This window comes from Oceanisphaera marina (assembly GCF_014643915.1).
GTDB classification, from domain to species: domain Bacteria; phylum Pseudomonadota; class Gammaproteobacteria; order Enterobacterales; family Aeromonadaceae; genus Oceanimonas; species Oceanimonas marina.
On record NZ_BMKE01000006.1, the window covers coordinates 116979 to 141887 of the forward strand.

Below are 24909 nucleotides of genomic sequence, written 5' to 3' on the forward strand. Positions count from 1 at the left end.
TATTCTCTGACCGAGTAATGCCTCATTCTAATTAACCCAGTGCTTGAGTGCCACCAAGTGAACAAGAATCGTAAAAATATTCTCTTGAAATTTGAACCGGGGCCCCCATATAAGCTGCAAGCTAGCAAATATAACTGGGAGACAACATGAGCGACAAACAACATCAGGTTGATACAGAACAGGCTGCCGAGCAAGAGCCGCTGACCGTAGACACACATGACGAGGCGTCTGCAGAGGCCGAACAGCCTCAGTCGGATGCCGCTTATGTCGCTGAGCTGGAACAACAGCTGGCGGAGGCCACCAATCGCGCCCAGGCAGAAAAAGACAATGCCCTGCGCGCCCTGGCCGAAATGGAAAACCTGCGTCGTCGCGCCGCACAGGATGTAGAGAAGGCACAAAAATTTGCCCTGGAAAAATTTGCAGGCGAATTGTTGCCCGTTATCGACAGCCTGGAACGCGCGTTAGAGCATACCGATAAAGAAAGTGACGCCTTTCAGGCCGTGTATGAAGGGGTAGAGTTAACACTCAAGTCCTTGCTATCCACGGTTGAGAAGTTTGGCGTGTTGCAGATAGACCCAACGGGGACGCCGTTCGACCCAAACAAGCACCAGGCGCTGAGTATGGTAGAAAGCGACGAGGTTGCACCTAACTCGGTTGTGTCCGTCATGATGAAAGGCTACGAGCTGAATGGCCGGATCTTGCGTCCTGCCATGGTGATGGTCGCCAAAGGGCCTGCCATAGACACTCAGGCTTAAGAGACTCACGCGTAAAAGTTCGACTTTTATGTAAAAAATGTGAGCCATGCCTTGAAAGTCATCACTGGCAGCCACATATAGAACGTAAAGCAAAATACACACTGCTTACTGTTTAATTCAAGATATTGAGAGAGGATTTCATGGGTAGAATCATCGGCATCGATTTGGGTACCACTAACTCTTGCGTGGCTATTCTGGACGGAGATACTCCACGAGTAATAGAAAACGCCGAGGGTACTCGTACTACTCCTTCCATCATTGCATATGCTGATGATGGCGAAACTCTGGTAGGCCAGCCTGCCAAGCGTCAGGCGGTGACTAACCCGCACAACACTCTGTTCGCCATCAAGCGTCTGATTGGTCGCCGTTTTGAAGACGAAGAAGTTCAGCGTGATATTCAACTCATGCCGTTCAAAATTGTTAAGGCCGACAACGGTGATGCCTGGGTAGAAGCCAAAGACAAGAAAATGGCTCCCCCACAGGTGTCTGCCGAAGTATTGAAGAAAATGAAGAAAACCGCCGAAGACTATCTGGGCGAACCGGTAACAGAAGCGGTTATTACCGTACCGGCCTACTTCAACGATGCTCAGCGTCAGGCAACCAAAGACGCCGGCCGTATTGCCGGTCTGGACGTAAAGCGCATTATCAACGAGCCAACGGCGGCTGCGTTTGCCTACGGTGTTAACAAGGCTCAGGGCGACCGCAAGGTAGCGGTATACGATCTGGGTGGTGGTACTTTCGATATTTCCATTATCGAAATCGATGATATGGATGGTGAAAAAACCTTCGAAGTACTGGCAACCAATGGTGACACCCACCTGGGTGGCGAAGACTTCGATAACCGCCTGATCGGTTATCTGGTAGATGAATTCAAGCGCGAGCAGGGCTTCGATCTGCGTCAGGACATGCTGGCACTGCAGCGTTTGAAAGAAGCAGCCGAAAAAGCCAAGTGCGAGCTGTCTTCTGCACAACAGACCGAAGTCAACCTGCCGTACATTACTGCCGATGCATCAGGCCCGAAACACCTGAACATCAAGCTGACCCGCGCCAAGCTGGAGTCACTGGTAGACGATATGGTGAAGAAGTCCCTGGAGCCGGTGAAAACCGCCCTGAAAGACGCCGGTCTGTCTGTATCCGATATTGATGATGTGATCTTGGTGGGCGGACAAACCCGCATGCCACTGGTACAAAAAGCAGTAAGCGACTTCTTTGGTCAAGAGCCACGCAAAGACGTTAACCCCGACGAAGCGGTTGCCGTAGGCGCTGCCATTCAGGGTGCGGTATTGTCTGGCGACAAGACCGACGTTCTGCTGTTGGACGTAACCCCTCTGTCTTTGGGTATCGAGACCATGGGTGGCGTGATGACGGCGCTGATTGAGAAAAACACCACCATTCCAACGCGCAAGTCTCAGACGTTCTCGACTGCAGACGACAATCAGGCGGCCGTGACTATTCACGTGCTGCAAGGTGAGCGCAAGCGCTCTGGCGACAACAAGTCGCTGGGCCAGTTCAATCTGGAAGGTATTCGTCCGGCACCTCGTGGCTTGCCACAAATCGAAGTCACCTTCGATTTGGATGCTGACGGCATTCTGCACGTGTCTGCCGCCGATAAAGACACGGGTAAAGAGCAAAAAATCACTATCAAGGCCTCTTCCGGTTTGAGTGAAGAAGAAGTGGAAGCCATGGTACGTGCCGCCGAAGCCAACGCCGAAGACGACAAGAAGTTCGAAGAGCTGGTTGGCGCTCGTAACCAGGCTGATGGTCTGGTGCATGCGACTCGCAAGCAGTTGGAAGAAGCTGGCGATGCCCTGGCTGCCGACGATAAAACCGCTATTGAAACGGCGCTGACCGAGCTGGAAACTGCCGCTCGTGGTGAAGACAAAGCCGACATTGAAGCCAAGCAGCAAACGTTGATGGAAGTGTCACAAAAGCTGATGGAAGTGGCTCAGGCCAAGGCCCAGGCTGATGCTTCACAAGCGGCTGGTAGCGAGTCACAAGACGCGTCAGCCAAGGGCGACGATGATGTGGTTGATGCCGAGTTTGAAGAAGTTAAAGACGACAAAAAGTAAGCTAAACCCAGCGTATTAACGCGCACAGTGCGGGCGTTGGGATTCCAACGCCCGCCTTTGTATTAACAGGACTCAGGTAAGTAATCAGCCTATGTCAAAACGAGATTATTATGAAGTGCTTGGCGTCGCCAAAGACGCCGACGAGCGCGAGATAAAAAAAGCTTATAAGCGGATGGCGATGAAATATCATCCCGACCGTAATAAGACAGATGCTGACGCCGGCGATAAGTTCAAAGAAGCCTCCGAGGCCTACGAAGTATTGACCGATGCGCAAAAGCGCGCCGCCTATGATCAGTTTGGTCATGATGCGGTAAACGGTCAGCAGGGCGGTCATGGCTTTGGCGGTGGCGGCGCCGACTTTGGCGATATTTTTGGCGATGTATTCGGCGATATCTTCGGTGGCGGTCAGCGTCGTCAGCAGCGCTCGGCCCGTGGGTCTGACTTGCGCTATAACATGGAGCTGACGCTGGAAGAAGCCGTGCGGGGCGTGACCAAAGAGATCAAGGTACCCACGCTGGTAGGGTGTGATGTCTGTGATGGCAGTGGTGCAAAAGCGGGCACTAAAGCCAGCACCTGCTCTACCTGTCATGGGCACGGCCAGGTGCAAATGCGCCAGGGTTTCTTCACCGTGCAGCAGCCTTGCCCGCATTGTCGTGGTAAAGGCAAGATCATTACCGATCCGTGCCACAAGTGTCATGGTGAAGGTCGTTATCAAAAAACCAAGACACTGTCGGTGAAAATTCCGGCAGGCGTGGATACCGGCGATCGCATCCGTCTATCCGGCGAAGGCGAAGCCGGAGAAGCGGGCGCGCCGGCCGGCGATTTGTATGTACAGATGCACGTACGCGACCATGAAATTTTTGTTCGCGACGGTAATAATCTGTATTGCGAAGTACCGATTGGCTTTACTGCCGCCGCCTTGGGTGGCGAGGTAGAAGTGCCAACGCTGGACGGGCGGGTCAAGCTGAAAATTCCGGCTGAAACTCAAACCGGGCGTATGTTCCGCCTCAAGGGCAAAGGGGTGCGTTCGGCTCGTAATGGCCAAACAGGCGATTTGGTATGCAAAGCGTATATTGAAACACCCGTCAGCCTGACCGAGGAGCAAAAAGCATTATTGCGTCAACTTGAAGATTCTTGTGGTGGTGTGGCGGCGAACAAGCATCAACCCAAGACCGAAGGTTTTCTCAAGGGCGTTAAACGCTTCTTCGACGATTTGACCCGCTAAGTCGGCTGTATTAATCTGGGTCGACCATGTCACAGCCCAGCGGCTGACGCGAAATGTATAATATGAGCCCTGTGCCGATGTTCGGCAGGGCTCTTGTTGTTTTATTGTCTGAAAGGAACTGGGTTTTCATTATGGCACAAACTCCTATGACTGTTCGTGGTGCACAGCAACTGCGAGAAGAACTGGATCACCTCAAGTCGGTGTTACGTCCACAAATTATTGCCTCCATCGCCGATGCGCGCGAGCACGGTGATTTGAAAGAAAATGCCGAATATCACGCCGCGCGTGAAGAGCAGGGTTTTTGCGAGGGACGCATCCAGGAAATTGAAGCCAAGCTTTCCAATGCCCAGGTAATAGATGTGACCAAGCTGCCGAATAACGGCAAGGTTATCTTTGGTGCAACGGTAGAGTTGTTCAAGGTGGATGACGAAAAAGAAATCACTTATCAAATCGTGGGTGATGACGAAGCAAACATCAAAGCCAACATGATCTCGGTCAATTCGCCCATTGCTCGCGCACTCATCGGCAAGGAAGTAGACGATGTCGCTGTAGTAAAGACGCCGGGCGGCGAAGTGGAATACGAAGTTATCAAGGTGCAGTACCTGTAAGCTCTGCTCCAGCAGTAAGCTTTACCGGTTACTCAAACAGCAGGCGCTACGGCTCCTGCTGTTTGTTTATTCGCGCTAAAAAACCCTGAAACACAAAATCGGACAAGGCAGCCTTGTCGCCAGGAGCCAGCTCGAACTGCACTGCCGATAGCCAAAAATGAGGCCCTTTTCGTTGGCGCACCAGTGAGAGTTGCAGCCCCAGCTGTTGTTCCTGCCCCAGCTCCAGCAGAATTTTCTTGTGTACTTGTCGAGAAGGAGACGGCTTGAACAAGGGGCGAGCAGATAACAGTCGCATGCCATTGATAGACAAATCGCGAATTTCCGCCATCAAGGGTTGGCCGTTAGGGCGATAGAGTTTGATGTTCTGCGGGTGCGGCAGGCGCCAGGCGCGAGGATGGCCACCGTTGGTAATGATATTGGGCGGGCTGAGTTCGACAGGCTCCTGACTTGCCGCCGGGTGACTGAGGGCGACGGGAAAGCTCAATTTTATCTTGCCGATCTCGAGTTTCAGTTCGAGGGTTGCCGCTTGTTCCAGTAATGGCCCTATATTGGCATCCATCATCAAGGGCAGTGTCATCAGTGCGCTTGAGCCGCTGTCCTGATACAGCTGGTTGAGCATCGCGAGCTCTTCGTCGGTCAGATAATGGTGGCTGGGCATGATGATCCCATGGCAGATAGTATTATCTAACCATAGCGCAAAGCCTGTTTGTGGGGGAATATGAAATAGGGGCCAGGGAGCTCAAAAACCGGCTGTGGCCCTGAGGTTCAGGCGCGGGGCAGGCTGATTTTTTTCTCTTCACTTGCACGATACAGCGTCAGCATGTGGCCGATGTTTTGCACCTTGAAGGCGCCGGTTTCACGGACGATGGTATCCATGATCATCGCTTTGACTTCCCTGTCTTCGGCGGCCACTTTAACCTTGATCAGTTCGTGAAAATTAAGGGCTAAATCGATCTCGGCTAACACGCCTTCGGTCAGGCCATGCTGGCCAAGCAATACCACCGGCTTAAGGCTGTGGGCCAATCCTTTGAGGTATTGTCTTTGCTTATTAGTCAGGGTCATTGCAAAATGCTTCAGTTAATAGGTTGAAAGGGGACTATTGTACCCCCATCTAGACTTTAATGGTAATAGCAGAGCGATAATTTAATGACGAAGAAAAAACGCTCAGCCAGCTCAACACGCTGGCTCAAGGAGCATTTTGACGACAAATATGTACAACAGGCGCAAAAAAAAGGCCTGCGCTCGCGAGCCGTATTTAAACTTGAAGAATTACAAGGGCGCGACCGACTGCTGAAACATGGCATGACGGTGGTGGATCTGGGAGCGGCCCCGGGGGGCTGGAGCCAGTACTCTGTGGAACAGGTAGGGTTAAAAGGCAAGGTGATTGCTTGCGATCTGCTGCCCATGGATCCGATTGCAGGAGTCGACTTTCTGCAAGGGGATTTTCGTGACGAAGATGTGCTGAATGCCCTGCTGGAGCGGGTAGGGGAAGACAAGGTTGACGTCTTGCTGTCAGACATGGCGCCCAATATGAGTGGCACCCCCGAGGTTGATCAGCCCAGATCCATGTATCTGGTGGAATTGGCACTGGATATGTGTCGTCAGGTGTTGGCGCCTAAAGGCAGCTTTGTTGTAAAAGTATTTCAGGGGGCCGGCTTCGATGAATTTTTACTGGACGTGCGTCGGTCCTTTAGTTCAGTGAAGGTGAGAAAGCCTGATTCATCGCGACCGCGTTCGCGAGAAGTGTACATTGTAGCTACGGGTTTTAAACTGTAGTACTCTCAGAGTCATAAACTGTCAGCCGGTGAGGTTAGTAATTTGAGTGACATGGCGAAAAATTTGATCCTGTGGTTGGTCATAGCCGTGGTGTTGATGTCGGTATTCCAGAGCTTTAGCCCAAGCGAGCCGAGTGGACGCCAGGTGGACTACACCACTTTTGTACAGGAAGTAGCCCAAGGGCAAATTCGTGAAGTACGCATGGACGGTAAAACCGTTAACGGTGTCAAGCGCAGTGGTGATCGATTCACGACCATTCTGCCAGCACAAGATCCGCAGCTGCTGAACGATTTGTTGAATAATAACGTGCGAGTGGTGGGTGAAAAGCCAGAAGAACCCAGCCTGCTGACGTCCATCTTTATTTCATGGTTCCCCATGCTGTTGCTGATTGGCGTGTGGATATTCTTCATGCGTCAAATGCAAGGCGGTGGTGGCGGTAAAGGCGCCATGAGCTTTGGCAAGAGCAAGGCTCGCTTGATGGGCGAAGACCAGATCAAGACCACGTTTGCCGATGTAGCGGGTTGTGATGAAGCCAAGGAAGACGTGGCCGAGCTGGTTGATTACCTGCGCGACCCCAGCCACTTCCAGAAGCTGGGTGGCCGTATTCCTACGGGTATTTTGCTGGTAGGCCCTCCGGGTACCGGTAAAACCCTGCTGGCCAAGGCCATTGCCGGTGAAGCCAAGGTGCCTTTCTTTACCATTTCCGGCTCCGATTTCGTGGAAATGTTTGTCGGTGTGGGTGCTTCCCGTGTGCGTGACATGTTCGAGCAGGCGAAGAAGTCGGCCCCTTGTATTATTTTTATCGATGAAATAGATGCGGTCGGCCGTCAGCGTGGTGCCGGTTTGGGCGGTGGTCACGATGAACGTGAGCAAACCCTGAACCAGATGCTGGTGGAAATGGACGGCTTTGAAGGTAACGAAGGTGTGATCGTGGTGGCGGCAACCAACCGTCCCGACGTATTGGACCCTGCGTTATTGCGTCCGGGTCGTTTTGACCGCCAGGTCGTGGTAGGCCTGCCCGATGTGCGGGGTCGTGAACAGATCCTTAAAGTGCACATGCGTCGCGTACCGCTGGGAGACGACGTTCAGGCCAGTGTTATTGCCCGTGGTACCCCGGGTTTCAGTGGTGCCGATCTGGCCAACCTGGTAAACGAGGCTGCCTTGTTTGCTGCTCGTTCATCGCGCCGCCTGGTGTCGATGGAAGAGTTTGAAAAAGCGAAAGACAAGATCATGATGGGTGCCGAGCGCCGCTCCATGGTGATGTCCGAGGAAGAGAAAGCCATGACCGCCTATCACGAAGCGGGCCATGCCATCGTGGGGCGGGTCGTTCCCGAGCACGATCCTGTATACAAGGTCTCTATCATTCCTCGCGGCCGCGCCCTGGGTGTTACCATGTACTTGCCAGAGCGCGACCGTTTCAGCTACAGCAAGCAGCATCTGGAGTCCATGATTTCCAGCTTGTATGGCGGTCGTCTGGCAGAAGAAATCATTTATGGTTTCGACAAGGTTACCACGGGAGCTTCCAACGACATCGAGCGTGCTACCGACATTGCGCACAAGATGGTTACTCAATGGGGTCTGTCGGAAAAGCTGGGTCCTTTGCTGTATGCGGATGAAGAAGGCGAAGTCTTCCTCGGTCGCACGGCGGCCAAGGTCAAGCATATGTCCGACGAAACCGCCAAGTTGATTGATGAGGAAGTAAAAGGTCTCATCGAGCGTAACTTCCAGCGCGCCAAGCAGATACTGATGGACAACATCGATATTCTGCATGCCATGAAAGACGCACTGATGAAGTACGAGACTATCGATGCCAAGCAAATCGATGATTTGATGGCACGCCGCCAGGTACGGGCGCCGGCAGACTGGGTAGAAGAGTCTGACGACAAACCTAAAGGCCCAACCGCCAGTACCGGTGACCAGGACGAAAACAAAGCCGATGAGCCCAAGGCTGGCGCAGCGGATTTGAATAAGCCGGGTGATGTCACCAACAACTAATATTTTATGATAAATTAAGCCCCGAACATCCTCTGTTCGGGGCTTTTTATTTTGTGGGAACCTGCCGTTATGCTGTTATCGAGTGCATCCAGAAGTTTGGACCTGTCTTCTCCCTGTATCATGGGGATCTTGAATCTGACCCCCGATTCTTTCTCGGACGGCGGGCAATTCGTTGGTAAAGACCTTGGCTTGCATCATGCCGTGCAGATGGTTAAAGACGGCGCCACCCTGATTGATGTCGGTGGTGAGTCGACCCGTCCGGGGGCCGATGCGGTCAGCGAACAACAAGAGCTGGACAGAGTCATCCCCGTGATAGAATTGCTGCGCCAGGAATTGGACTGCTGGATATCGATTGATACCAGCAAGGCGACAGTGATGCGCGAAGCGGTCAAGGCCGGGGCCGACTTGATTAACGATATCAGGGCACTGCGGGAGCCCAACGCCCTGCAGGCTGCGGCCGAAAGCGGCGCGGCTATTTGTCTGATGCACATGCAGGGGCAGCCCAGAACCATGCAGCAGGCGCCGGATTATAACGACGTGACGGCGGAGGTCATGGCATTTTTGCAACAACGGCTGCAGGTGTGTGAGCAAGCAGGTATTCCGCGCGAACGAATTTGCCTGGATCCGGGTTATGGTTTTGGTAAACAACTGGAACACAACTATGAATTGCTGGGCAAGGTGGGGCAGTTACATCAGCTGGGTCTGCCTTTGCTGGCGGGAATGTCGCGCAAGTCGATGCTGGGGCAATTGCTGGGTCGGGAAGTAGACCAACGTCTGGCGGGAGGCCTGGCTGCGCATTTATTTGCGCTGAGTCAGGGTGTACACATACTGCGGGTGCATGATGTAAAAGAAATGGCGGATGCCATGAGAGTATGGCAACAGGCCAGGCACTATCAGGGATAATATAATGAGCAGAAAATATTTTGGTACCGACGGCATACGCGGCCGGGTAGGGGACTATCCGATTACGCCAGAATTTGTCATGAAGTTGGGTTGGGCCGCCGGCAAGGTGTTGTCCAAAACCGGCACAAAAAAAGTATTGATTGGTAAAGACACCCGAATTTCCGGTTACATGCTGGAGTCGGCCCTGGAAGCTGGCTTGTCTGCGGCAGGCTTGCAAGCGGCCTTGCTGGGCCCTATGCCCACGCCGGCCATTGCCTATTTGACCCGTACCTTCCGGGCCGAAGCCGGTATCGTGATCAGCGCATCACACAATCCTTATTACGATAACGGCATCAAGTTTTTCTCTCACGACGGCACCAAGCTGCCCGATGAGGTTGAGCTGGCCATAGAAGCCATGCTGGATCAGCCGATGGACTGCGTGCCTTCCGAGCAACTGGGCAAAGCTAGCCGCATCAATGATGCCGCCGGTCGTTACATCGAATTTTGCAAAAGCACCTTTCCGTCCGAAATGCACCTGGATGGTCTGACCATGGTGATCGACTGTGCTCATGGCGCCACCTATCACATAGCGCCGGCGGTATTTGAAGAGCTGGGTGCCAAGGTGATCCGCATCGGCGGGCAACCCAACGGCATCAATATTAACGACAAGGTGGGCTCTACCGCCCCCGAGGCTTTGATTGCCGCGGTGCAAGAACATGGCGCCGATCTGGGTATCGCCTTTGACGGCGATGGTGATCGTTTGGCCATGGTCGATCACACCGGCGCCTTGTTGGACGGCGACCAGCTGCTATACATAATGGCGCAGGATGCGGTCAAGCGGGGCGCGCTGGGTGGCGGCGTGGTCGGTACCTTGATGACCAATATGGCGCTGGAATTGGCGCTGGCAAAGCAGGATATTCAGTTTGTGCGCGCCAAGGTCGGGGATCGCTATGTGCTGGAACAATTGAAGCTGCACGGCTGGAAGCTGGGCGGTGAAAACTCGGGCCATATTATCAGTCTGGATCACAACACCACCGGAGACGGCATAGTGGCGGCATTGCAGGTGCTGCGTGTAATGGTGGATGGCAATCACAGCTTGCAAAGCCTGGGTCAATTGCTGCCTCTCTACCCCCAGGTGCTGAATAATGTGCGTTTTCAGGCGGGTACCGATCCCCTCAATAACAGCGAAGTAAAACGCCGAGTGGTGATTGCCGAGCAGGAACTGGCTGGCGAAGGCCGGGTATTGCTGCGTAAATCGGGTACCGAACCCTTGATCCGGGTGATGGTGGAAGGTGCCGAGTTGGAACAGGTAAGCCGTTTGGCGCAATATATTGCCGATGCCATACCAGCAGCAAAGGCCGTAAGCTGACAGGTTACGGCTTCCAGCTTTAAAAACGGTTGTAGAATCATCTTATTGCTGTCTTTTCGCTCACTCGCACGGTTTTTTGAAAATTGCGCTTGTATCCGATGAACCGTATGGCTAGTATTAGCCCCGCTCCGGACAGTAGTCTGATGCGGGGCTCAGACGTCAAGCAAAGGTATAGCTGATGTACGAAATTCTTTTAGTGGTGTATCTGCTTATCGCATTGACCTTAATCGGTCTGGTGTTGATTCAGCAAGGCAAGGGTGCCGATATGGGCGCTTCCTTCGGAGCAGGTGCTTCCAATACAGTTTTTGGCTCTAGTGGCTCTGGTAACTTCTTAACGAAAGCAACCACGCTACTTGCAGCTGGCTTCTTTGTGGTTAGTCTGGCTCTGGGTAACTTATCCAGCAACAGCACCAAACAAGGAAGTGAATGGGAAGACCTTTCTGTACCTACAGTGGAAGAAAGTGTTATCCCGGGTGATGTACCTGTTAACGCGACTCATAACGATAACAGCGACGTACCCGAATAAAATAGTTTTTGCCGAGGTGGTGGAATTGGTAGACACGCTATCTTGAGGGGGTAGTGCCTGTATGGGCGTGCGGGTTCAAGTCCCGCTCTCGGCACCATGATTAAGTTAAGTTGTACTTTAAGTTCAAATTAACTATAATTTTGTACGTTTTCGGACGCGGGATGGAGCAGTCTGGTAGCTCGTCGGGCTCATAACCCGAAGGTCGTCGGTTCAAATCCGGCTCCCGCAACCAAATCCTCACGGTTATTGCATTTGTTATAATAATCAAGGTTATATAACAATAAATGCGATAAACGGTTGTCGAAAGACAACAGTCAGGGTACAGATGAATAGCCCCGATTTGAAGATCGGGGCTTTTTGTTATCTGCACTTCAGCGCCAATTGCATTGGTGCACATTCACTGGGCTGCGAGCCCTTTTTTTGTTTTCGGAGGGGTAGCTTTGGCTACATTGGAACAACGATTGACCGAGATGCTGACAGAGCCGGTAGAGGCTCTGGGCTTTGAATTGCTGGGGCTCGAGTTCGTGCGCGCCGGCCGGCATTCGACCTTGCGTTTGTATATCGACCATGAAAACGGTATTGAAGTAACTGATTGTGCCGAGGTAAGTCGGCAAGTAAGTGCCGTGTTAGATGTGGAAGATCCCATTTCTACCGAATATGATCTGGAAGTGTCTTCTCCGGGTATGGCTCGCCCCCTGTTCAAGCCGGCTCATTATCAGGCCATTATTGGCCAGCAGGTAGAATTATCCCTGCGTATGGCGGTGAACAACCGTCGTAAACTGAGCGGACTTCTGGTGGCGGTAGACGACACCATGATCAGTCTGGAGGTGGAAGGAACCGTGTTTCCCGTCGCCTTCGCTAATATCCAAAAAGCACATCTGGTTCCGAACTTTGACTAACGAGGCGGTCGGACATGAATAAAGAAATATTGCTGGTGGTTGATGCCGTTTCTAACGAAAAGGCTGTGCCTCGCGAAAAGATTTTTGAGGCGCTGGAAACCGCGCTGGCTACGGCCACAAAAAAGAAATATGAAGGTGAGATACTGGTACGAGTCGAAATTGATCGTAAGAGTGGCAACTTTGAAACCTTCCGTCGCTGGCAAGTCGTGGCTGATCAGGACTCCCTGACCAACCCCTACGGCGAAATCACGCTAGAGGCAGCTCAGATTGATGAGCCCGAGATTCAGATTGGCGATTTTGTCGAAGATGAAATCGACTCGGTCACCTTCGACAGGATCACCACCCAAACGGCCAAGCAGGTTATCGTACAGAAAGTACGTGAAGCCGAGCGCATGCAGGTGGTGGAGCAGTTCAAGGATCAGGAAGGCGAAATTATTACCGGTGTGGTGAAAAAGGCCACTCGTGATAACGTCATTCTGGATCTGGGCAATAACGCCGAGGCCGTTATCTTCCGTGAAGATATGCTGCCCCGGGAAACGTTCCGCAGCGGCGACCGTGTACGTGGTTTGTTGTATGCCGTTCGCCCGGAAGCTCGTGGTGCTCAGCTGTTCGTCAGCCGCAGCAACCCCGATTTCCTGAAAGAACTGTTTCGCATCGAAGTGCCGGAAATCGGTGAAGAGATTATCGAAATCATGGGTGCCGCCCGTGATCCAAGCAGCCGTGCCAAAATTGCGGTTAAAACCAACGACAGACGTATCGATCCTATCGGTGCCTGTGTGGGTATGCGCGGTGCGCGAGTGCAGGCCGTATCGGGTGAACTGAACGGTGAGCGTGTTGATATCGTGCTGTGGGATGATAATCCTGCGCAGTTTGTGATCAACGCCATGGCACCGGCAGACGTGGCCTCTATCATCGTCGATGAAGATGCTCACTCCATGGATATTGCCGTGGAATCAGGCAATCTGGCACAAGCTATCGGCCGTAATGGTCAAAACGTACGTTTGGCGGCTCAGCTGACTGGCTGGGAACTGAACGTCATGACGGTAGAAGATTTGCAGAGCAAGCATCAGGTCGAAAGTGACAAGATCATCAATCTCTTTATCCAGCACCTGGATGTCGACGATGATTTTGCCGCGCTACTGATGGAAGAAGGCTTTTCCTCACTGGAAGAAATTGCCTATGTGCCTGTCAGCGAGCTGTTGAGCGTGGAAGGCCTGGATGAAGACATGGTGGAGGAGCTGCGTAATCGTGCCAAGGATGCCCTGACCACTCGGGCGTTAGCGCAAGAAGAATCATTCGAAGGGGTTGAGCCGGCAGAGGATCTGCTCGCACTGCCCTCCATGACCCGGGAGCTGGCGTATTCGCTTGCCGCCCGAGGTGTTGCGGATCTGGAACAACTGGCAGAGCAGGGCATTGACGACCTTGAAGGAATTGAAGGTCTTGATGAAGCCCTGGCAGGGGAGCTGATTATGGCGGCCCGTAATATCTGTTGGTTTGGAGACCAGACCGAAGAATAAGATCAGCGGAGGTAAATGAATGGCAGAAGTTACATTATCGCAGCTCGCCAGCGACATAGACACATCGGTTGACCGTCTCGTTCAGCAGTTTCGCGAAGCCGGCATGGAAAAATCAACCGGTGATACCGTATCGGAATCCGAAAAGGCCGATTTGCTGACATATTTAAAGAAGCAGCACGGCGCTGAGGGAAAAGAACCCAAGCGGATGACGCTGCAGCGTAAAACCATGAGCACCTTGAACGTGCCCGTGGTAGGTGGTAAGAGCAAGGCTGTTCAGGTTGAAGTGCGCAAGAAGCGTACCTACGTAAGACGCGACACGGCTGAAGAGCTGGAGCGTCAGCAAGCAGAAGAGCAGGCCCGTCTGGAAGCAGAAGCGCAGGCTCGTCGTGAGACCGAAGAGCAAGTTAAGCGTGAAGCCGAAGAAAAGGCCAAGCGTGAGGCGCAAGAAAAAGCCAAGCGTGACGCGGAAGAAAAAGTCCGCCAGGCTCAGCTGCAAGCTCAGAACACCAAAGAGCAGGGGGCAACCCCCAAAAGCAAAGAGCAGAAAAAGGTGGACGATATGGCCAAGAGCGAAGCAGAAAAGTTGAAGCAGCAGCGTGAGCAAGAAGTCTTGCGCAAGGCCGAGCTGGATGCACAGAAAAAAGCGGAAGAAGTACGCAAGCTGGCAGAAGAGAACGAAAAGCGCTGGGCAGAAGAAGCCGCAGCGAAGAAGCCGGAAGATGCCGACTATCATGTAATGACCAATGCTCACGCCAAGGCCGCAGAAGACGAAGCGGATAAAAGCGAAGAGCAGAAAGCGCGCCGCAGCACTGGCGGCAAGAAGCGCAAGGGCGGCAAGAACAAAGAAGATCGCGAAAATCGCGAAAGCCGCAACGAGCGTCTGCGTAAAGGCAAGCGCGCCAAGGTGATGATGCCCAACTCAATGAAGCACGGCTTCCAGAAGCCGGCGCAAGTGGTTAACCGCGACGTTGAGATTGGTGAAACCGTGACCGTGGCCGAACTGGCCAATAAAATGGCCGTCAAGGGTGCCGCCGTCATCAAGGTGATGATGAAAATGGGTGCCATGGCGACTATCAACCAGGTGATTGACCAGGAAACTGCCCAACTGGTAGCGGAAGAAATGGGTCACAAGGTGATTCTGCGTCGTGAAAACGAGCTGGAGCAGCACGTGCTGTCAGACCGTGATACCGATGCCGAACGTCAGACTCGTGCTCCTGTCGTAACCATCATGGGTCACGTTGACCACGGTAAAACCTCGACGCTGGATTATATCCGCCGCGCCAAGGTGGCCTCTGGTGAAGCCGGTGGTATTACCCAGCACATAGGTGCTTATCACGTAGAAACCGAGAACGGTATTATTACCTTCCTGGATACCCCTGGACACGCGGCCTTTACTTCCATGCGTGCTCGTGGTGCCAGTGCGACCGACATCGTGATTCTGGTGGTGGCTGCGGACGATGGCGTTATGCCACAGACCGTAGAAGCGATTCAACACGCAAAAGCGGCGAATGTGCCCCTGATTGTTGCCGTCAACAAGATGGACAAGCCGGAAGCGGATATCGATCGCGTCAAGAGCGAGCTGTCTCAGCACGGCGTGATGTCCGAAGATTGGGGTGGCGAAAACATGTTCACCTTTATTTCGGCCAAAACCGGCCAGGGCATTGATGAACTGCTGGAAGCCATTCTGCTGCAGGCGGAAATACTGGAGCTGAAAGCAATCTACGACGGTATGGCGTCAGGTGTGGTTATCGAGTCTCGCCTCGACAAGGGCCGTGGTCCGGTTGCTACCGTACTGGTACAGGAAGGTACCTTGAACCAGGGCGATATCGTGCTCTGTGGTCTTGAGTATGGCCGAGTACGTGCCATGCGTGACGAGCTGGGCCGTGACATCAAGTCAGCCGGTCCGTCTATTCCGGTAGAAATACTGGGGCTGTCCGGCGTGCCCGCTGCAGGCGATGAAGCCACAGTGGTACGTGACGAGAAAAAGGCCCGTGAAGTGGCACTTTATCGTCAAGGCAAGTTCCGTGATGTGAAATTGGCCCGTCAACAGACTGCCAAGCTTGAAAACATGTTTGCCAACATGGAAGAGGGCGAAGTTGCCGAAGTGAACCTGGTACTGAAAGCCGATGTACAGGGTTCCATTGAAGCGATTTCCGACTCCTTGCAAAAGCTGTCTACCGACGAAGTCAAGGTCAAGATCATCGGCTCTGGTGTGGGTGGAATTACCGAAACCGACGCCAGCCTGGCGGCGGCATCCAATGCCATCATTCTTGGCTTTAACGTGCGTGCCGATGCCTCTGCTCGCAAGATGATTGAATCAGAAGATATCGATCTGCGTTACTACAGCGTTATCTATGAATTGCTGGACGAAGTGAAGCAGGCCATGACCGGCATGCTGGCACCGGAATTCAAGCAGGAAATCATCGGTCTGGCCGAAGTTCGTGACGTGTTCCGCTCGCCCAAATTTGGTGCAGTGGCAGGTTGTATGGTCACCGAAGGTAACGTCAAGCGTAGCAACCCAATCCGGGTATTGCGTGACAACGTGGTTATTTACGAAGGCGAGCTGGAATCATTGCGCCGCTTTAAAGACGACATGCAAGAAGTGCGTAACGGCATGGAATGCGGTATCGCCGTGAAGAACTATAATGACGTACGTGTGGGTGACCAGATAGAAGTCTTCCAGATTATAGAAGTACAGCGCACCCTGTAAGGGCGACGCCGACCCAGGCTCTGGCCTGGGTCGAAAGAACGGCAGCTCCCATAGGCGAGCCGCTGCTCTTTTGTCACCTGATTTGATTTATTAAGGGGCCTGAAGGCTCCTTTTTTATTGGGATAACAGCATTATGGCTAGAGAATTCAGCCGCGCCCGCCGGGTTGGGCAGGAATTGCAAAAAGAAATTGCGATGATACTGCAGCGGGAAATTAAAGATGATCGTCTGAAGCTGGTCACCGTATCCGGTGTCGAGTTAACCAAGGATCTGAGCACGGCCAAGGTGTTCGTCACCTTTTTGGAAAACGATCCGGAAAAAGTGAAGCAAGGCATGAAGGTATTGAAGGATGCCAGCGGCTTTATTCGCAGTCTGGTGGGTAAAGCCATGCGATTGCGTGTCACGCCCGAATTGCGCTTTGTTTACGATCAGAGCCTGGTGGAAGGCGTGCGTATTTCTACCTTGGTTTCCAGCACCATTGCCGAAGACAATCGTCGACTACAAGAAAGTGGTCGCAGCGAAGAAGACCAAGATCAAGAGAAGAAGGATTAATCATGGGGCGTCAGCGTCGATTTCGTGGTCGTGAAGTAGACGGCATACTCTTGTTGGACAAGCCTGCGGGCATTACCTCTAACGATGCGTTGCAGCAGGTGAAGCGTATATATGCCGCTGCCAAAGCCGGGCACACCGGAGCCCTGGATCCACTGGCTACCGGCATGCTGCCCATTTGTCTGGGCGAAGCGACCAAGTTTTCCCAGTTTTTGCTGGAAGCGGACAAGCGCTATCGGGTGGTGGCCAAGCTTGGGCTGCGTACCGATACCAGTGATGCCGATGGCGAAGTCGTTGAAACGCGACCGGTCAATGTCGCCACCGGGGATTTGATTGAGGCACTGGACCGTTTTCGTGGCCAGAGCGATCAAATACCGTCCATGTACTCCGCACTCAAGTATCAAGGCAAGCCCTTGTATCACTATGCCCGTGAAGGCATAGAAGTACCGCGAGAGTCTCGTCCCATCACAGTGTATGAGTTGACCCTGATACGTTTTGAAGGGGACGAAGTGGAGCTGGAAGTGCATTGCAGCAAAGGCACCTACATTCGTACCATAGTCGACGATCTGGGCGAAGTGCTGGGGTGTGGGGCTCACGTGACTGTGCTGCGTCGTTTGGCGGTAGCCAGTTATCCGGCCGAGCGCATGCTGACCCTGGAGCAGCTGGAATGTATTCTTGAAAACTGCCGAGCGCAGGAGATAGCACCACGACTGGAGCTGGATCCCTTGCTGTTGCCCATGGATACCGCCGTGGCCAGCCTGCCGGAAGTCAATATGTCCGAACTGGTCGCCGGTTACATCAACCAGGGGCAGGCGGTACAGGTCTCGGGTGCACCGACTGATGGCCAGGTCAGAATGACCGTCGGCGAACAGCGCCTGTTTATTGGTGTCGGCGAAATTGACGATGACGGTAAAGTGGCACCCAAACGACTGGTGCGTTAATGGCCCGTGCGCAGTTTGACCGGCGTTGAGCGACTCTTTTGCTGGCAGTGCCATTTTGTGGTTGCCAACACTCGCTTAACTGGTAGAATGCGCAGCTCGCTTTCCGGCTGAATTAGTGATCGGCTGGAAAAAACATTCATCTCTTTGGAGTACAAAAGATGTCACTAAATGCTGAAACTAAAGCCCAAATTGTTGCTGACCATGCACGCGGCGAAGGCGACACAGGTTCACCTGAAGTTCAGGTTGCCCTGCTGAGCGCGCAAATCAACCACCTGCAAGGTCACTTTAAGCAGCACATCCATGATCATCACAGCCGTCGTGGTCTGCTGCGCATGGTATCCCAGCGTCGTAGCCTGCTGGACTACCTGAAGCGTAAAGACGTTGCTCGTTACAGTGCACTGATCGCTAAACTGGGTCTGCGTCGTTAATCGACACAGTCAGTTTAACAAAAAGGGGCTTAGGCCCCTTTTTTGTTGCCTGATTTTCAAGATCAGGCAGAAGGTGTGCAGAGAAAAAAGCGGCGGCTGCGAATTCCGTTTTTCGAGGTTTTACTCCTGATATTTATCCCCGTGCCGCTCGCGGTTTTCCCTTTGCAATTCTGTCCTTTAACCAATAATCAAGTATACTGTGGCGGTAAATTAAAAGACCAAACATATTAAGGAATCTACAACGTGAATCCTATCGTGAAAACCTTCCAGTATGGCCAACATACAGTAACACTTGAAACGGGCGTCATTGCGCGCCAGGCGAGTGGTGCTGTGATGGCCAGCATTGATGATACCGCCGTATTAGTGACTGTCGTTGGCAAGCGTGAAGCCGATGAAAGCAAAGACTTCTTTCCGCTCACCGTTAACTATCAAGAGCGCACCTACGCTGCAGGCCGTATTCCAGGCAGCTTTTTCAAGCGTGAAGGCCGTCCAACGGAAGGCGAAACACTGACCTCGCGATTGATTGACCGCCCGATCCGTCCGTTGTTTCCCGAAGGGTTCAAAAACGAAGTTCAGGTTATTGCCACCGTAGTCTCGGTTAACCCTGAAATTGCTCCCGATATTATTGCCATGCTGGGTACTTCAGCGGCCCTAGCTATTTCCGGTATTCCGTTCGCCGGCCCGATTGGTGCCGCCCGAGTAGGTTACATGAATGGCGAATATGTACTGAACCCAAGCATCAGCGAGCTGGAAAACAGCGAACTGGATCTGGTGGTCGCCGGTACGGCCAATGCGGTACTCATGGTGGAGTCTGAAGCCAATATTTTGCCGGAAGACATCATGCTGGGTGCGGTTGTTTATGGTCATGAGCAGCTGAACACTGCGGTACAAGCCATTAACGAGTTTGCTGCCGAAGTGAGCGCCACTCCCTGGGACTGGAAGCCTAAAGCAGAAAATGAAGGCTTGAAAGCACAGGTTGGCGAACTGGCGAGCACCGAGTTGGGCGAAGCCTATCGCATTACCGACAAGACCGCCCGTCGTGATGCCATCAGCGCCATTAAAGCCAACGTATTATCCGCCGTGCTGGCGGCTAATCCCGAGCAAAACATTAAAGAAGTTCAAGAGCAGTTAGGCAAGCTTGAGAAGCACATCGTTCGTGGTCGTGTGGTGCGTGGCGAGCCGCGTATCGATGGTCGTGAACCGGACATGATCCGTGCGCTTAACGTGGCGACCGGCCTGTTGCCGCGTACCCACGGTTCAGCCTTGTTCACCCGCGGTGAAACGCAGGCGCTGGTTGCTGCCACTCTGGGTACCGAGCGTGACGCTCAGATGATCGACGAGCTGACAGGTGCACGCACCAACCGCTTTATGCTGCATTACAACTTCCCTCCTTACTGTGTTGGCGAAACCGGTATGGTGGGCAGTCCCAAGCGTCGTGAAATTGGTCACGGTCGTCTGGCCAAGCGTGGTGTTGCGGCTGTAATGCCAAGCGCCGACGTGTTCCCATATACGGTGCGTATCGTATCGGAAATTACCGAGTCTAACGGTTCATCCTCCATGGCGTCGGTATGCGGCACCTCACTGGCATTGATGGATGCCGGTGTACCGATTAAGGGCTCCGTGGCCGGTATTGCCATGGGTCTGGTAAAAGAAGACGAAAACTTCGTGGTTCTGTCCGATATTCTGGGTGACGAAGATCATCTGGGTGATATGGACTTTAAAGTAGCCGGTACCACTCAGGGTATTACCGCGCTGCAGATGGACATCAAGATCGAAGGTATTACCAAAGAAATCATGGAGCAGGCGCTCAAGCAGGCACGCAATGCCCGTTTGCACATCCTGAAAGTGATGGACGACGCGCTGCAGGCACCACGTGAAGAGATTTCCGATTTTGCTCCGCGTATTCACATTATCAAGATCAACCCAGAGAAGATCCGTGATGTGATTGGCAAGGGCGGTGCGACCATTCGTGCCCTGACCGAAGAAACCGGCACGACCATTGAGCTGGATGATAACGGTACCGTTAAAATTGCCGCAGTAGACGGCGAAGCGGCCAAACTGGCCATCAGCCGTATTCAACAGCTGACCGCAGAAGTGGAAGCCGGCACTATTTATGAAGGTCAGGTCGTGCGTTTGGCCGACTTCGGCGCTTTCGTTAATATCTTGCCTGGCAAAGATGGTCTGGTACACATTTCTCAAATTACCGAAGAGCGCGTTAAAAACGTCTCGGATCATTTGACTGTGGGCGATACCGTCAAGGTGAAGGTATTGGAAGTGGACCGTCAGGGTCGTATTCGCTTGTCTATTAAAGAAGCGAAAGAGCCTGAAGCAGCAGCCGAAGCGCCAGCTGAAGCACAAACCGCAGCTCCAGCCCAGCCCGAAGCCGCCGCTCCTGCCAACAATGACGAAAAACCGGCCGAGTAATCAGCCTGTCGTTATTGTAGATTGCAGCTAGCAAGCAAAAAGCCGAGACACAGTCTCGGCTTTTTTAATGGCTGACGTTCAGACAGATAACATCCTGATGTGTTTTGCTGTTATCTGATGGCTGAAAGCTTATCGCTGACGGCTAATAACGCTGTTATTTAAGGTGGCGCAGCAAGATCGCGTAATCGGCATCGATAGATTGTGCCAGTGGTATATAGACCACATGGCCGCTACCGGGGGCCACTTCAACCTGCTCACCTTTACGGTTTTTTATCTGTTCCAGGGTAAAGGTAATATTACCGGCCGGGGTCATCAATTCCAGCTGATCACCCACGCTGAATTTGTTTTTCACGTCTACCTGAACCCAGTCGCCATCGCGCCGGGTGATGTCACCTACAAACTGCTGGCGGGTAGAGACCGAATGGCCGGTTTCGTAGTTCTGATAATCGCTGTGGGCATGACGCTTGAGAAAGCCTTCGGTATAGCCGCGATGAGCAAGGTTTTCCAGGGTGTTCATCAAGGTGGCATCAAAGGGCTTGCCGGCGACGGCATCATCAATGGCCTTGCGATACACCTGAGCGGTGCGGGCCACGTAATAGAATGATTTGGTGCGACCTTCAATTTTTAACGAATGCACGCCCATCTGCGTCAGGCGCTCCACATACTGCACCGCACGCAAGTCCTTCGAATTCATGATGTAGGTGCCATGCTCGTCTTCGTAAGCGGCCATGTATTCGCCCGGGCGATTGCTTTCTTCCAGCAGCACCGGCTGGTCGTAAGGCGCACCGGCACCCAGGGTAGGAGCAGCGGCCTCCAGTGCCGGATCGACCTTTTGTACGACAATCGGCTCTTGTTTATGCACGATTTGGCCGGCGTCGTCTTCTTTGGCATCGTGAACTTTATATTCCCAGCGGCAGGCGTTGGTACAGGTGCCCTGGTTGGGATCGCGCTTGTTGATGTAGCCAGACAGCAGGCAACGGCCGGAATAGGCCATGCACAAGGCGCCATGCACGAATACTTCCAGTTCGACACTGGGGCAATTGGCGCGAATTTCTTCTATTTCTTCCAGTGATAACTCGCGAGACAAAATGACCCGTTCGATACCGTAATCCTGCCAGAACTTGACCGAGGCCCAGTTGACCGCATTGGCCTGTACCGACAAATGGATAGTGACTTCGGGAAAGTGCTCGCGCACCAGCATAATCAAACCCGGGTCGGACATGATCAGCGCATCGGGGCCCATCTCTACCACCGGCTTCATGTCGCGAATAAAGGTCTTCAGCTTGGCGTTATGAGGTTGAATATTCACCACCACATAGAATTTCTTGCCCAGCGCATGGGCTTCGTCTATGCCGATTTTAAGGTTTTCGTGATTGAACTCATTATTACGCACCCGCAGTGAGTAGCGAGGTTGGCCGGCATACACGGCATCCGCACCATAGGCGAAAGCATAACGCATGTTTTTCAGCGTTCCGGCCGGCGAAAGCAGTTCGGGAGTAAACTTGGGAGTAGAAGAGTCGGACATTAATATAAATCTCTGATATCAGGTCAGCAGGCCACCACCTGATGGCGGCCGAATTCGGCATTTTACTCTTCTGGCTGGCTAATTTCGAGACTGGGAGGGAAAGTACTGCCTTAAGAAGGAGAAGCTGGCTGCGAAGACTGACGAATACACTTAATACGCCAGTTCGAGATGGTCGACTTCCAGCTCGGGGCCATCGTCATCCTGGTCCAGCTCTCCCCAAATGGTCAATCGAGTGCGAGAGCTGGCCTGAATACCGCGCCACTCATCGTCATCAATTTCCACCATCAGGGTACCGGTACCATCTTGAAACAGGTATTTTTCATCATCTATTTGTTCCACCACATAGCCGGTAAGGCGGATATTGCGGTCATCTTCCATATACAGTGCCTGAGCCACACTGACTCCGGGATAACGGTAAATCTGGTTATCACCGGCTTGAACCGGGGCGGTTAACACAGCCAGCCCTAACGCGGTGGCAACGAGTATCTTGTGCATCATTCAATCCTTTTGCAGGCGGTCATCTGGCAGCAAGATACGTGTGGCAGTCTGGTTAAGCCAGCCTCCAAAGGATTCAATCAGACAGGTTTGGACATGTGAGTCAGATATGACGTAAAGAAAGAGTGGGGCCTGGAGTCAATAGGTGAGGCATAAGGGGACTTGTGTCTTGCCCCTTATGCCTCAGGGTCTGGTTATTTCGAAATGTGTGCAATCAGGTCTAATGTTTTGTGCGAATAGCCCATTTCGTTGTCATACCAGGCCACCAACTTAACGAAGTTGTCATTAAGGGCGATACCGGCCGAGGCATCAAACACACAGGTGCAGGCTTCCCCTACAAAGTCGGTGGAAACCACTGCATCTTCGGTATAACCCAGAATGCCTGCCAGTTCGCCTTCGGCGGCGGCCTTGAGGGCGGCACAAATTTCTGTGTAACTGGCTGATTTTTTCAGACGTACCGTGAGATCGACTACCGACACATTGGGTGTAGGCACCCGGAATGCCATGCCGGTCAGCTTGCCGTTCAGCTCGGGAATCACCTTGCCGACCGCCTTGGCCGCACCGGTGGAGGAGGGGATGATGTTCTGGCCAGCCCCGCGGCCGCCGCGCCAATCTTTTTGCGAGGGGCCGTCAACCGTGTTCTGGGTGGCGGTTGTCGCGTGTACCGTGGTCATCAATCCTTCTTCGATACCAAAGTTATCATGAATGACCTTGGCCAGAGGGGCCAGACAGTTGGTGGTGCAAGAGGCGTTGGACACTATGTCTTCACCCGCATAGCCGTGCTGATTCACACCCATCACAAACATGGGAGTATCATCTTTTGAAGGACCGGTAAGTACCACTTTTTTGGCGCCGGCCTGAATATGCGCCCGGGCTTTTTCGTCGGTCATGAAAATACCGGTCGCCTCTGCCACCACATCCACGTCCAGCTCGCCCCATTTCAATGCACCAGGGTCACGCTCGGCACTCACGCGCACCGGCTTGCCATTGACAATTAAATGACCCTCTTCAACGTGAACGTTTCCCTTGAAGCGGCCATGGGTCGAGTCATACTTCAGCATGTACGCCATGTAGTCCACGTCTTGCAAGTCGTTGATGGCCACCACTTCCATATCGTTGCGATCGCAGGCGGCGCGAAACATCAACCGGCCTATGCGACCAAAACCGTTAATAGCTACCTTGATTGTCATATGTGTACTCTATGCTGAGACGTATAAAACGAGGATCTGTTGACCCTAACGTTACAAAAAAAAGGCGAAGCGTCAATCTGCTTGTGAACAGAACCCGCATGACATTGTGCGAGATCATGAACTGACGAGATAGAAACCCGTAATGCGTGGTGATACATGACCAGCTACTGCTTACGGTGATAGGTTCCTGCCGCCAATTGTTCCAGAATATCTTCGACTTGCTGTTGCATCTGCTGTTGTTGACTGGCATTGAAATGCGCATAGACATTCATGCGATCCAGACTCACCGGCTCTTCGTGCCCCAGTTGGTTAAGCACTCGCGACCATACCCAAACCTCCTGATAACGTTTTTCGCGAATATACAGGGTCAGCAGATTGGCAATAATATCCGTATCGATGTCGGCATCTTTATCGTACAGGGCAAGAGCATGGTGCAGGGCCTGTTCTGCGGCCTGGCTATCGCGCAGCGTCAATAATTCCGCCAGTGCTTTTTGCAGATCCGGCTGCTGCATTTCTGGGCGGTTTGCCAGTTTGATAAATCGCGCTTTGGCTCGCTGGCTGCCCTGGTACTGCCAGTGCCACAGTAACAGATGGGGATAATCCGACTGCGCCGTGCTGGCGGTCAATTGGCTGATGGCATCCCTGGCATGAATAACGGCCTCCAGTTTGTCGTTTTTACGCTCTTTTCGTCGGGTATATTCGATGGCCAGCAGAGGTTCCAGGCAGTCATGATACTGCTGGAGAGTCTGCATTAAATGGTAGTCACTTTCGTCACCCGGAACAGTGGCTTGCTGCCTGCGTGCACGAATAAGGGCCGTACGTTCAAAGCGACACCAGCTATCATGGTGCAGCTCTACGCAGTACTGTGGTGTATCTTCACATATGGCAGTGATGCGATCTTGCTCACAGGCTGCTAAAAAGAGGGGTGCCAATAGTAGTAAAAAAACGCGTTTAATATTCATATGAGTATCTTGCTGGCCGTCCTTGGTCTGGTAATCATACCCCCTATCAACTAAAATGGGCGCACT

At 52.9% G+C, this 24909-nt stretch carries 22 protein-coding genes and 2 tRNA genes; 18 read left to right on the forward strand and 6 right to left on the reverse strand.

From position 1 onward, the window contains the following. Positions 1 to 146 precede the first annotated feature (146 nt). From grpE to greA, 4 genes are all read left to right on the forward strand, one after another. Positions 147 to 755: a nucleotide exchange factor GrpE gene (gene grpE / locus IEW52_RS05440; protein WP_188629052.1), complete on the forward strand. Its 609-nt coding sequence runs from the start codon at positions 147 to 149 to the stop codon at positions 753 to 755. A gap of 140 nt (positions 756 to 895) precedes the next feature. Further along, a complete protein-coding gene (dnaK, locus tag IEW52_RS05445; RefSeq protein WP_188629053.1) occupies positions 896 to 2824 on the forward strand; it encodes a molecular chaperone DnaK in 1929 nt (642 codons plus the stop codon). 91 nt (positions 2825 to 2915) lie between these two features. Beyond that, the gene (dnaJ, locus tag IEW52_RS05450; RefSeq protein WP_188629054.1) at positions 2916 to 4049 is read left to right on the forward strand and encodes a molecular chaperone DnaJ; all 1134 of its coding nucleotides are present in this window, start codon (positions 2916 to 2918) and stop codon (positions 4047 to 4049) included. 131 nt (positions 4050 to 4180) lie between these two features. Beyond that, positions 4181 to 4657, forward strand: a complete 477-nt coding sequence (gene greA / locus IEW52_RS05455; protein ID WP_188629055.1) for a transcription elongation factor GreA — start codon at positions 4181 to 4183, stop codon at positions 4655 to 4657. 46 nt (positions 4658 to 4703) lie between these two features. Here the strand turns inward: greA and IEW52_RS05460 are convergent, their stop codons facing one another. Then, positions 4704 to 5315 (reverse strand): PilZ domain-containing protein, encoded by a 612-nt coding sequence (locus IEW52_RS05460; RefSeq protein ID WP_188629056.1) that lies wholly within the window; start codon positions 5313 to 5315, stop codon positions 4704 to 4706. Positions 5316 to 5422: 107 nt separating this feature from the next. Beyond that, a complete protein-coding gene (gene yhbY / locus IEW52_RS05465; RefSeq protein WP_188629057.1) occupies positions 5423 to 5719 on the reverse strand; it encodes a ribosome assembly RNA-binding protein YhbY in 297 nt (98 codons plus the stop codon). 84 nt (positions 5720 to 5803) lie between these two features. On the opposite strand from yhbY, the gene rlmE reads away from it, so the two are divergent. The 14 genes from rlmE (at position 5804) to pnp (ending at position 20671) form a co-directional block, all read left to right on the forward strand. Further along, positions 5804 to 6433, forward strand: coding sequence for a 23S rRNA (uridine(2552)-2'-O)-methyltransferase RlmE (rlmE, locus tag IEW52_RS05470; RefSeq protein ID WP_188629058.1), 630 nt, complete (start codon positions 5804 to 5806; stop codon positions 6431 to 6433). Between the two features lie 42 nt (positions 6434 to 6475). Then, complete coding sequence (gene ftsH, locus IEW52_RS05475; RefSeq protein WP_188629059.1) at positions 6476 to 8428, forward strand: ATP-dependent zinc metalloprotease FtsH; 1953 nt, start codon at positions 6476 to 6478, stop codon at positions 8426 to 8428. Positions 8429 to 8497: 69 nt separating this feature from the next. Next, positions 8498 to 9331: a dihydropteroate synthase gene (gene folP, locus IEW52_RS05480; RefSeq protein ID WP_188629060.1), complete on the forward strand. Its 834-nt coding sequence runs from the start codon at positions 8498 to 8500 to the stop codon at positions 9329 to 9331. A gap of 4 nt (positions 9332 to 9335) precedes the next feature. Beyond that, positions 9336 to 10679 (forward strand): phosphoglucosamine mutase, encoded by a 1344-nt coding sequence (gene glmM, locus IEW52_RS05485; RefSeq protein ID WP_188629061.1) that lies wholly within the window; start codon positions 9336 to 9338, stop codon positions 10677 to 10679. A 178-nt stretch (positions 10680 to 10857) separates the two neighbouring features. Next, complete coding sequence (secG, locus tag IEW52_RS05490) at positions 10858 to 11205, forward strand: preprotein translocase subunit SecG (RefSeq protein ID WP_188629062.1); 348 nt, start codon at positions 10858 to 10860, stop codon at positions 11203 to 11205. A 10-nt stretch (positions 11206 to 11215) separates the two neighbouring features. After that, positions 11216 to 11302, forward strand: a tRNA-Leu gene (locus tag IEW52_RS05495). 58 nt (positions 11303 to 11360) lie between these two features. Then, positions 11361 to 11437 (forward strand) — tRNA-Met (locus tag IEW52_RS05500). A 208-nt stretch (positions 11438 to 11645) separates the two neighbouring features. Further along, a complete protein-coding gene (gene rimP / locus IEW52_RS05505; protein ID WP_188629063.1) occupies positions 11646 to 12104 on the forward strand; it encodes a ribosome maturation factor RimP in 459 nt (152 codons plus the stop codon). 14 nt (positions 12105 to 12118) lie between these two features. After that, positions 12119 to 13621: a transcription termination factor NusA gene (nusA, locus tag IEW52_RS05510; RefSeq protein ID WP_188629064.1), complete on the forward strand. Its 1503-nt coding sequence runs from the start codon at positions 12119 to 12121 to the stop codon at positions 13619 to 13621. A 19-nt stretch (positions 13622 to 13640) separates the two neighbouring features. Beyond that, positions 13641 to 16331 (forward strand): translation initiation factor IF-2, encoded by a 2691-nt coding sequence (gene infB, locus IEW52_RS05515; RefSeq protein ID WP_188629065.1) that lies wholly within the window; start codon positions 13641 to 13643, stop codon positions 16329 to 16331. A gap of 133 nt (positions 16332 to 16464) precedes the next feature. After that, positions 16465 to 16881, forward strand: a complete 417-nt coding sequence (gene rbfA, locus IEW52_RS05520) for a 30S ribosome-binding factor RbfA (RefSeq protein WP_188629066.1) — start codon at positions 16465 to 16467, stop codon at positions 16879 to 16881. 2 nt (positions 16882 to 16883) lie between these two features. After that, positions 16884 to 17819, forward strand: coding sequence for a tRNA pseudouridine(55) synthase TruB (gene truB, locus IEW52_RS05525; RefSeq protein ID WP_188629067.1), 936 nt, complete (start codon positions 16884 to 16886; stop codon positions 17817 to 17819). Positions 17820 to 17977: 158 nt separating this feature from the next. Then, entirely contained in the window at positions 17978 to 18247 is a 270-nt protein-coding gene (rpsO, locus tag IEW52_RS05530; RefSeq protein WP_188629068.1) for a 30S ribosomal protein S15, read from the forward strand. 243 nt (positions 18248 to 18490) lie between these two features. Then, positions 18491 to 20671: a polyribonucleotide nucleotidyltransferase gene (gene pnp / locus IEW52_RS05535; protein WP_188629069.1), complete on the forward strand. Its 2181-nt coding sequence runs from the start codon at positions 18491 to 18493 to the stop codon at positions 20669 to 20671. Between the two features lie 154 nt (positions 20672 to 20825). Here pnp and trhP read toward each other — a convergent pair whose 3' ends face one another. The 4 genes from trhP to IEW52_RS05555 all read right to left on the reverse strand — a co-directional run bounded on the left by trhP (position 20826) and on the right by IEW52_RS05555 (position 24843). Beyond that, positions 20826 to 22196: a prephenate-dependent tRNA uridine(34) hydroxylase TrhP gene (trhP, locus tag IEW52_RS05540; protein ID WP_188629070.1), complete on the reverse strand. Its 1371-nt coding sequence runs from the start codon at positions 22194 to 22196 to the stop codon at positions 20826 to 20828. Between the two features lie 150 nt (positions 22197 to 22346). Beyond that, a complete protein-coding gene (locus IEW52_RS05545) occupies positions 22347 to 22694 on the reverse strand; it encodes a YgiW/YdeI family stress tolerance OB fold protein (RefSeq protein WP_188629071.1) in 348 nt (115 codons plus the stop codon). Between the two features lie 191 nt (positions 22695 to 22885). Continuing rightward, complete coding sequence (gene gap, locus IEW52_RS05550) at positions 22886 to 23881, reverse strand: type I glyceraldehyde-3-phosphate dehydrogenase (protein WP_188629072.1); 996 nt, start codon at positions 23879 to 23881, stop codon at positions 22886 to 22888. Positions 23882 to 24045: 164 nt separating this feature from the next. Then, a complete protein-coding gene (locus tag IEW52_RS05555; protein WP_188629073.1) occupies positions 24046 to 24843 on the reverse strand; it encodes a DUF2989 domain-containing protein in 798 nt (265 codons plus the stop codon). Between the last annotated feature and the right edge of the window lie 66 nt (positions 24844 to 24909).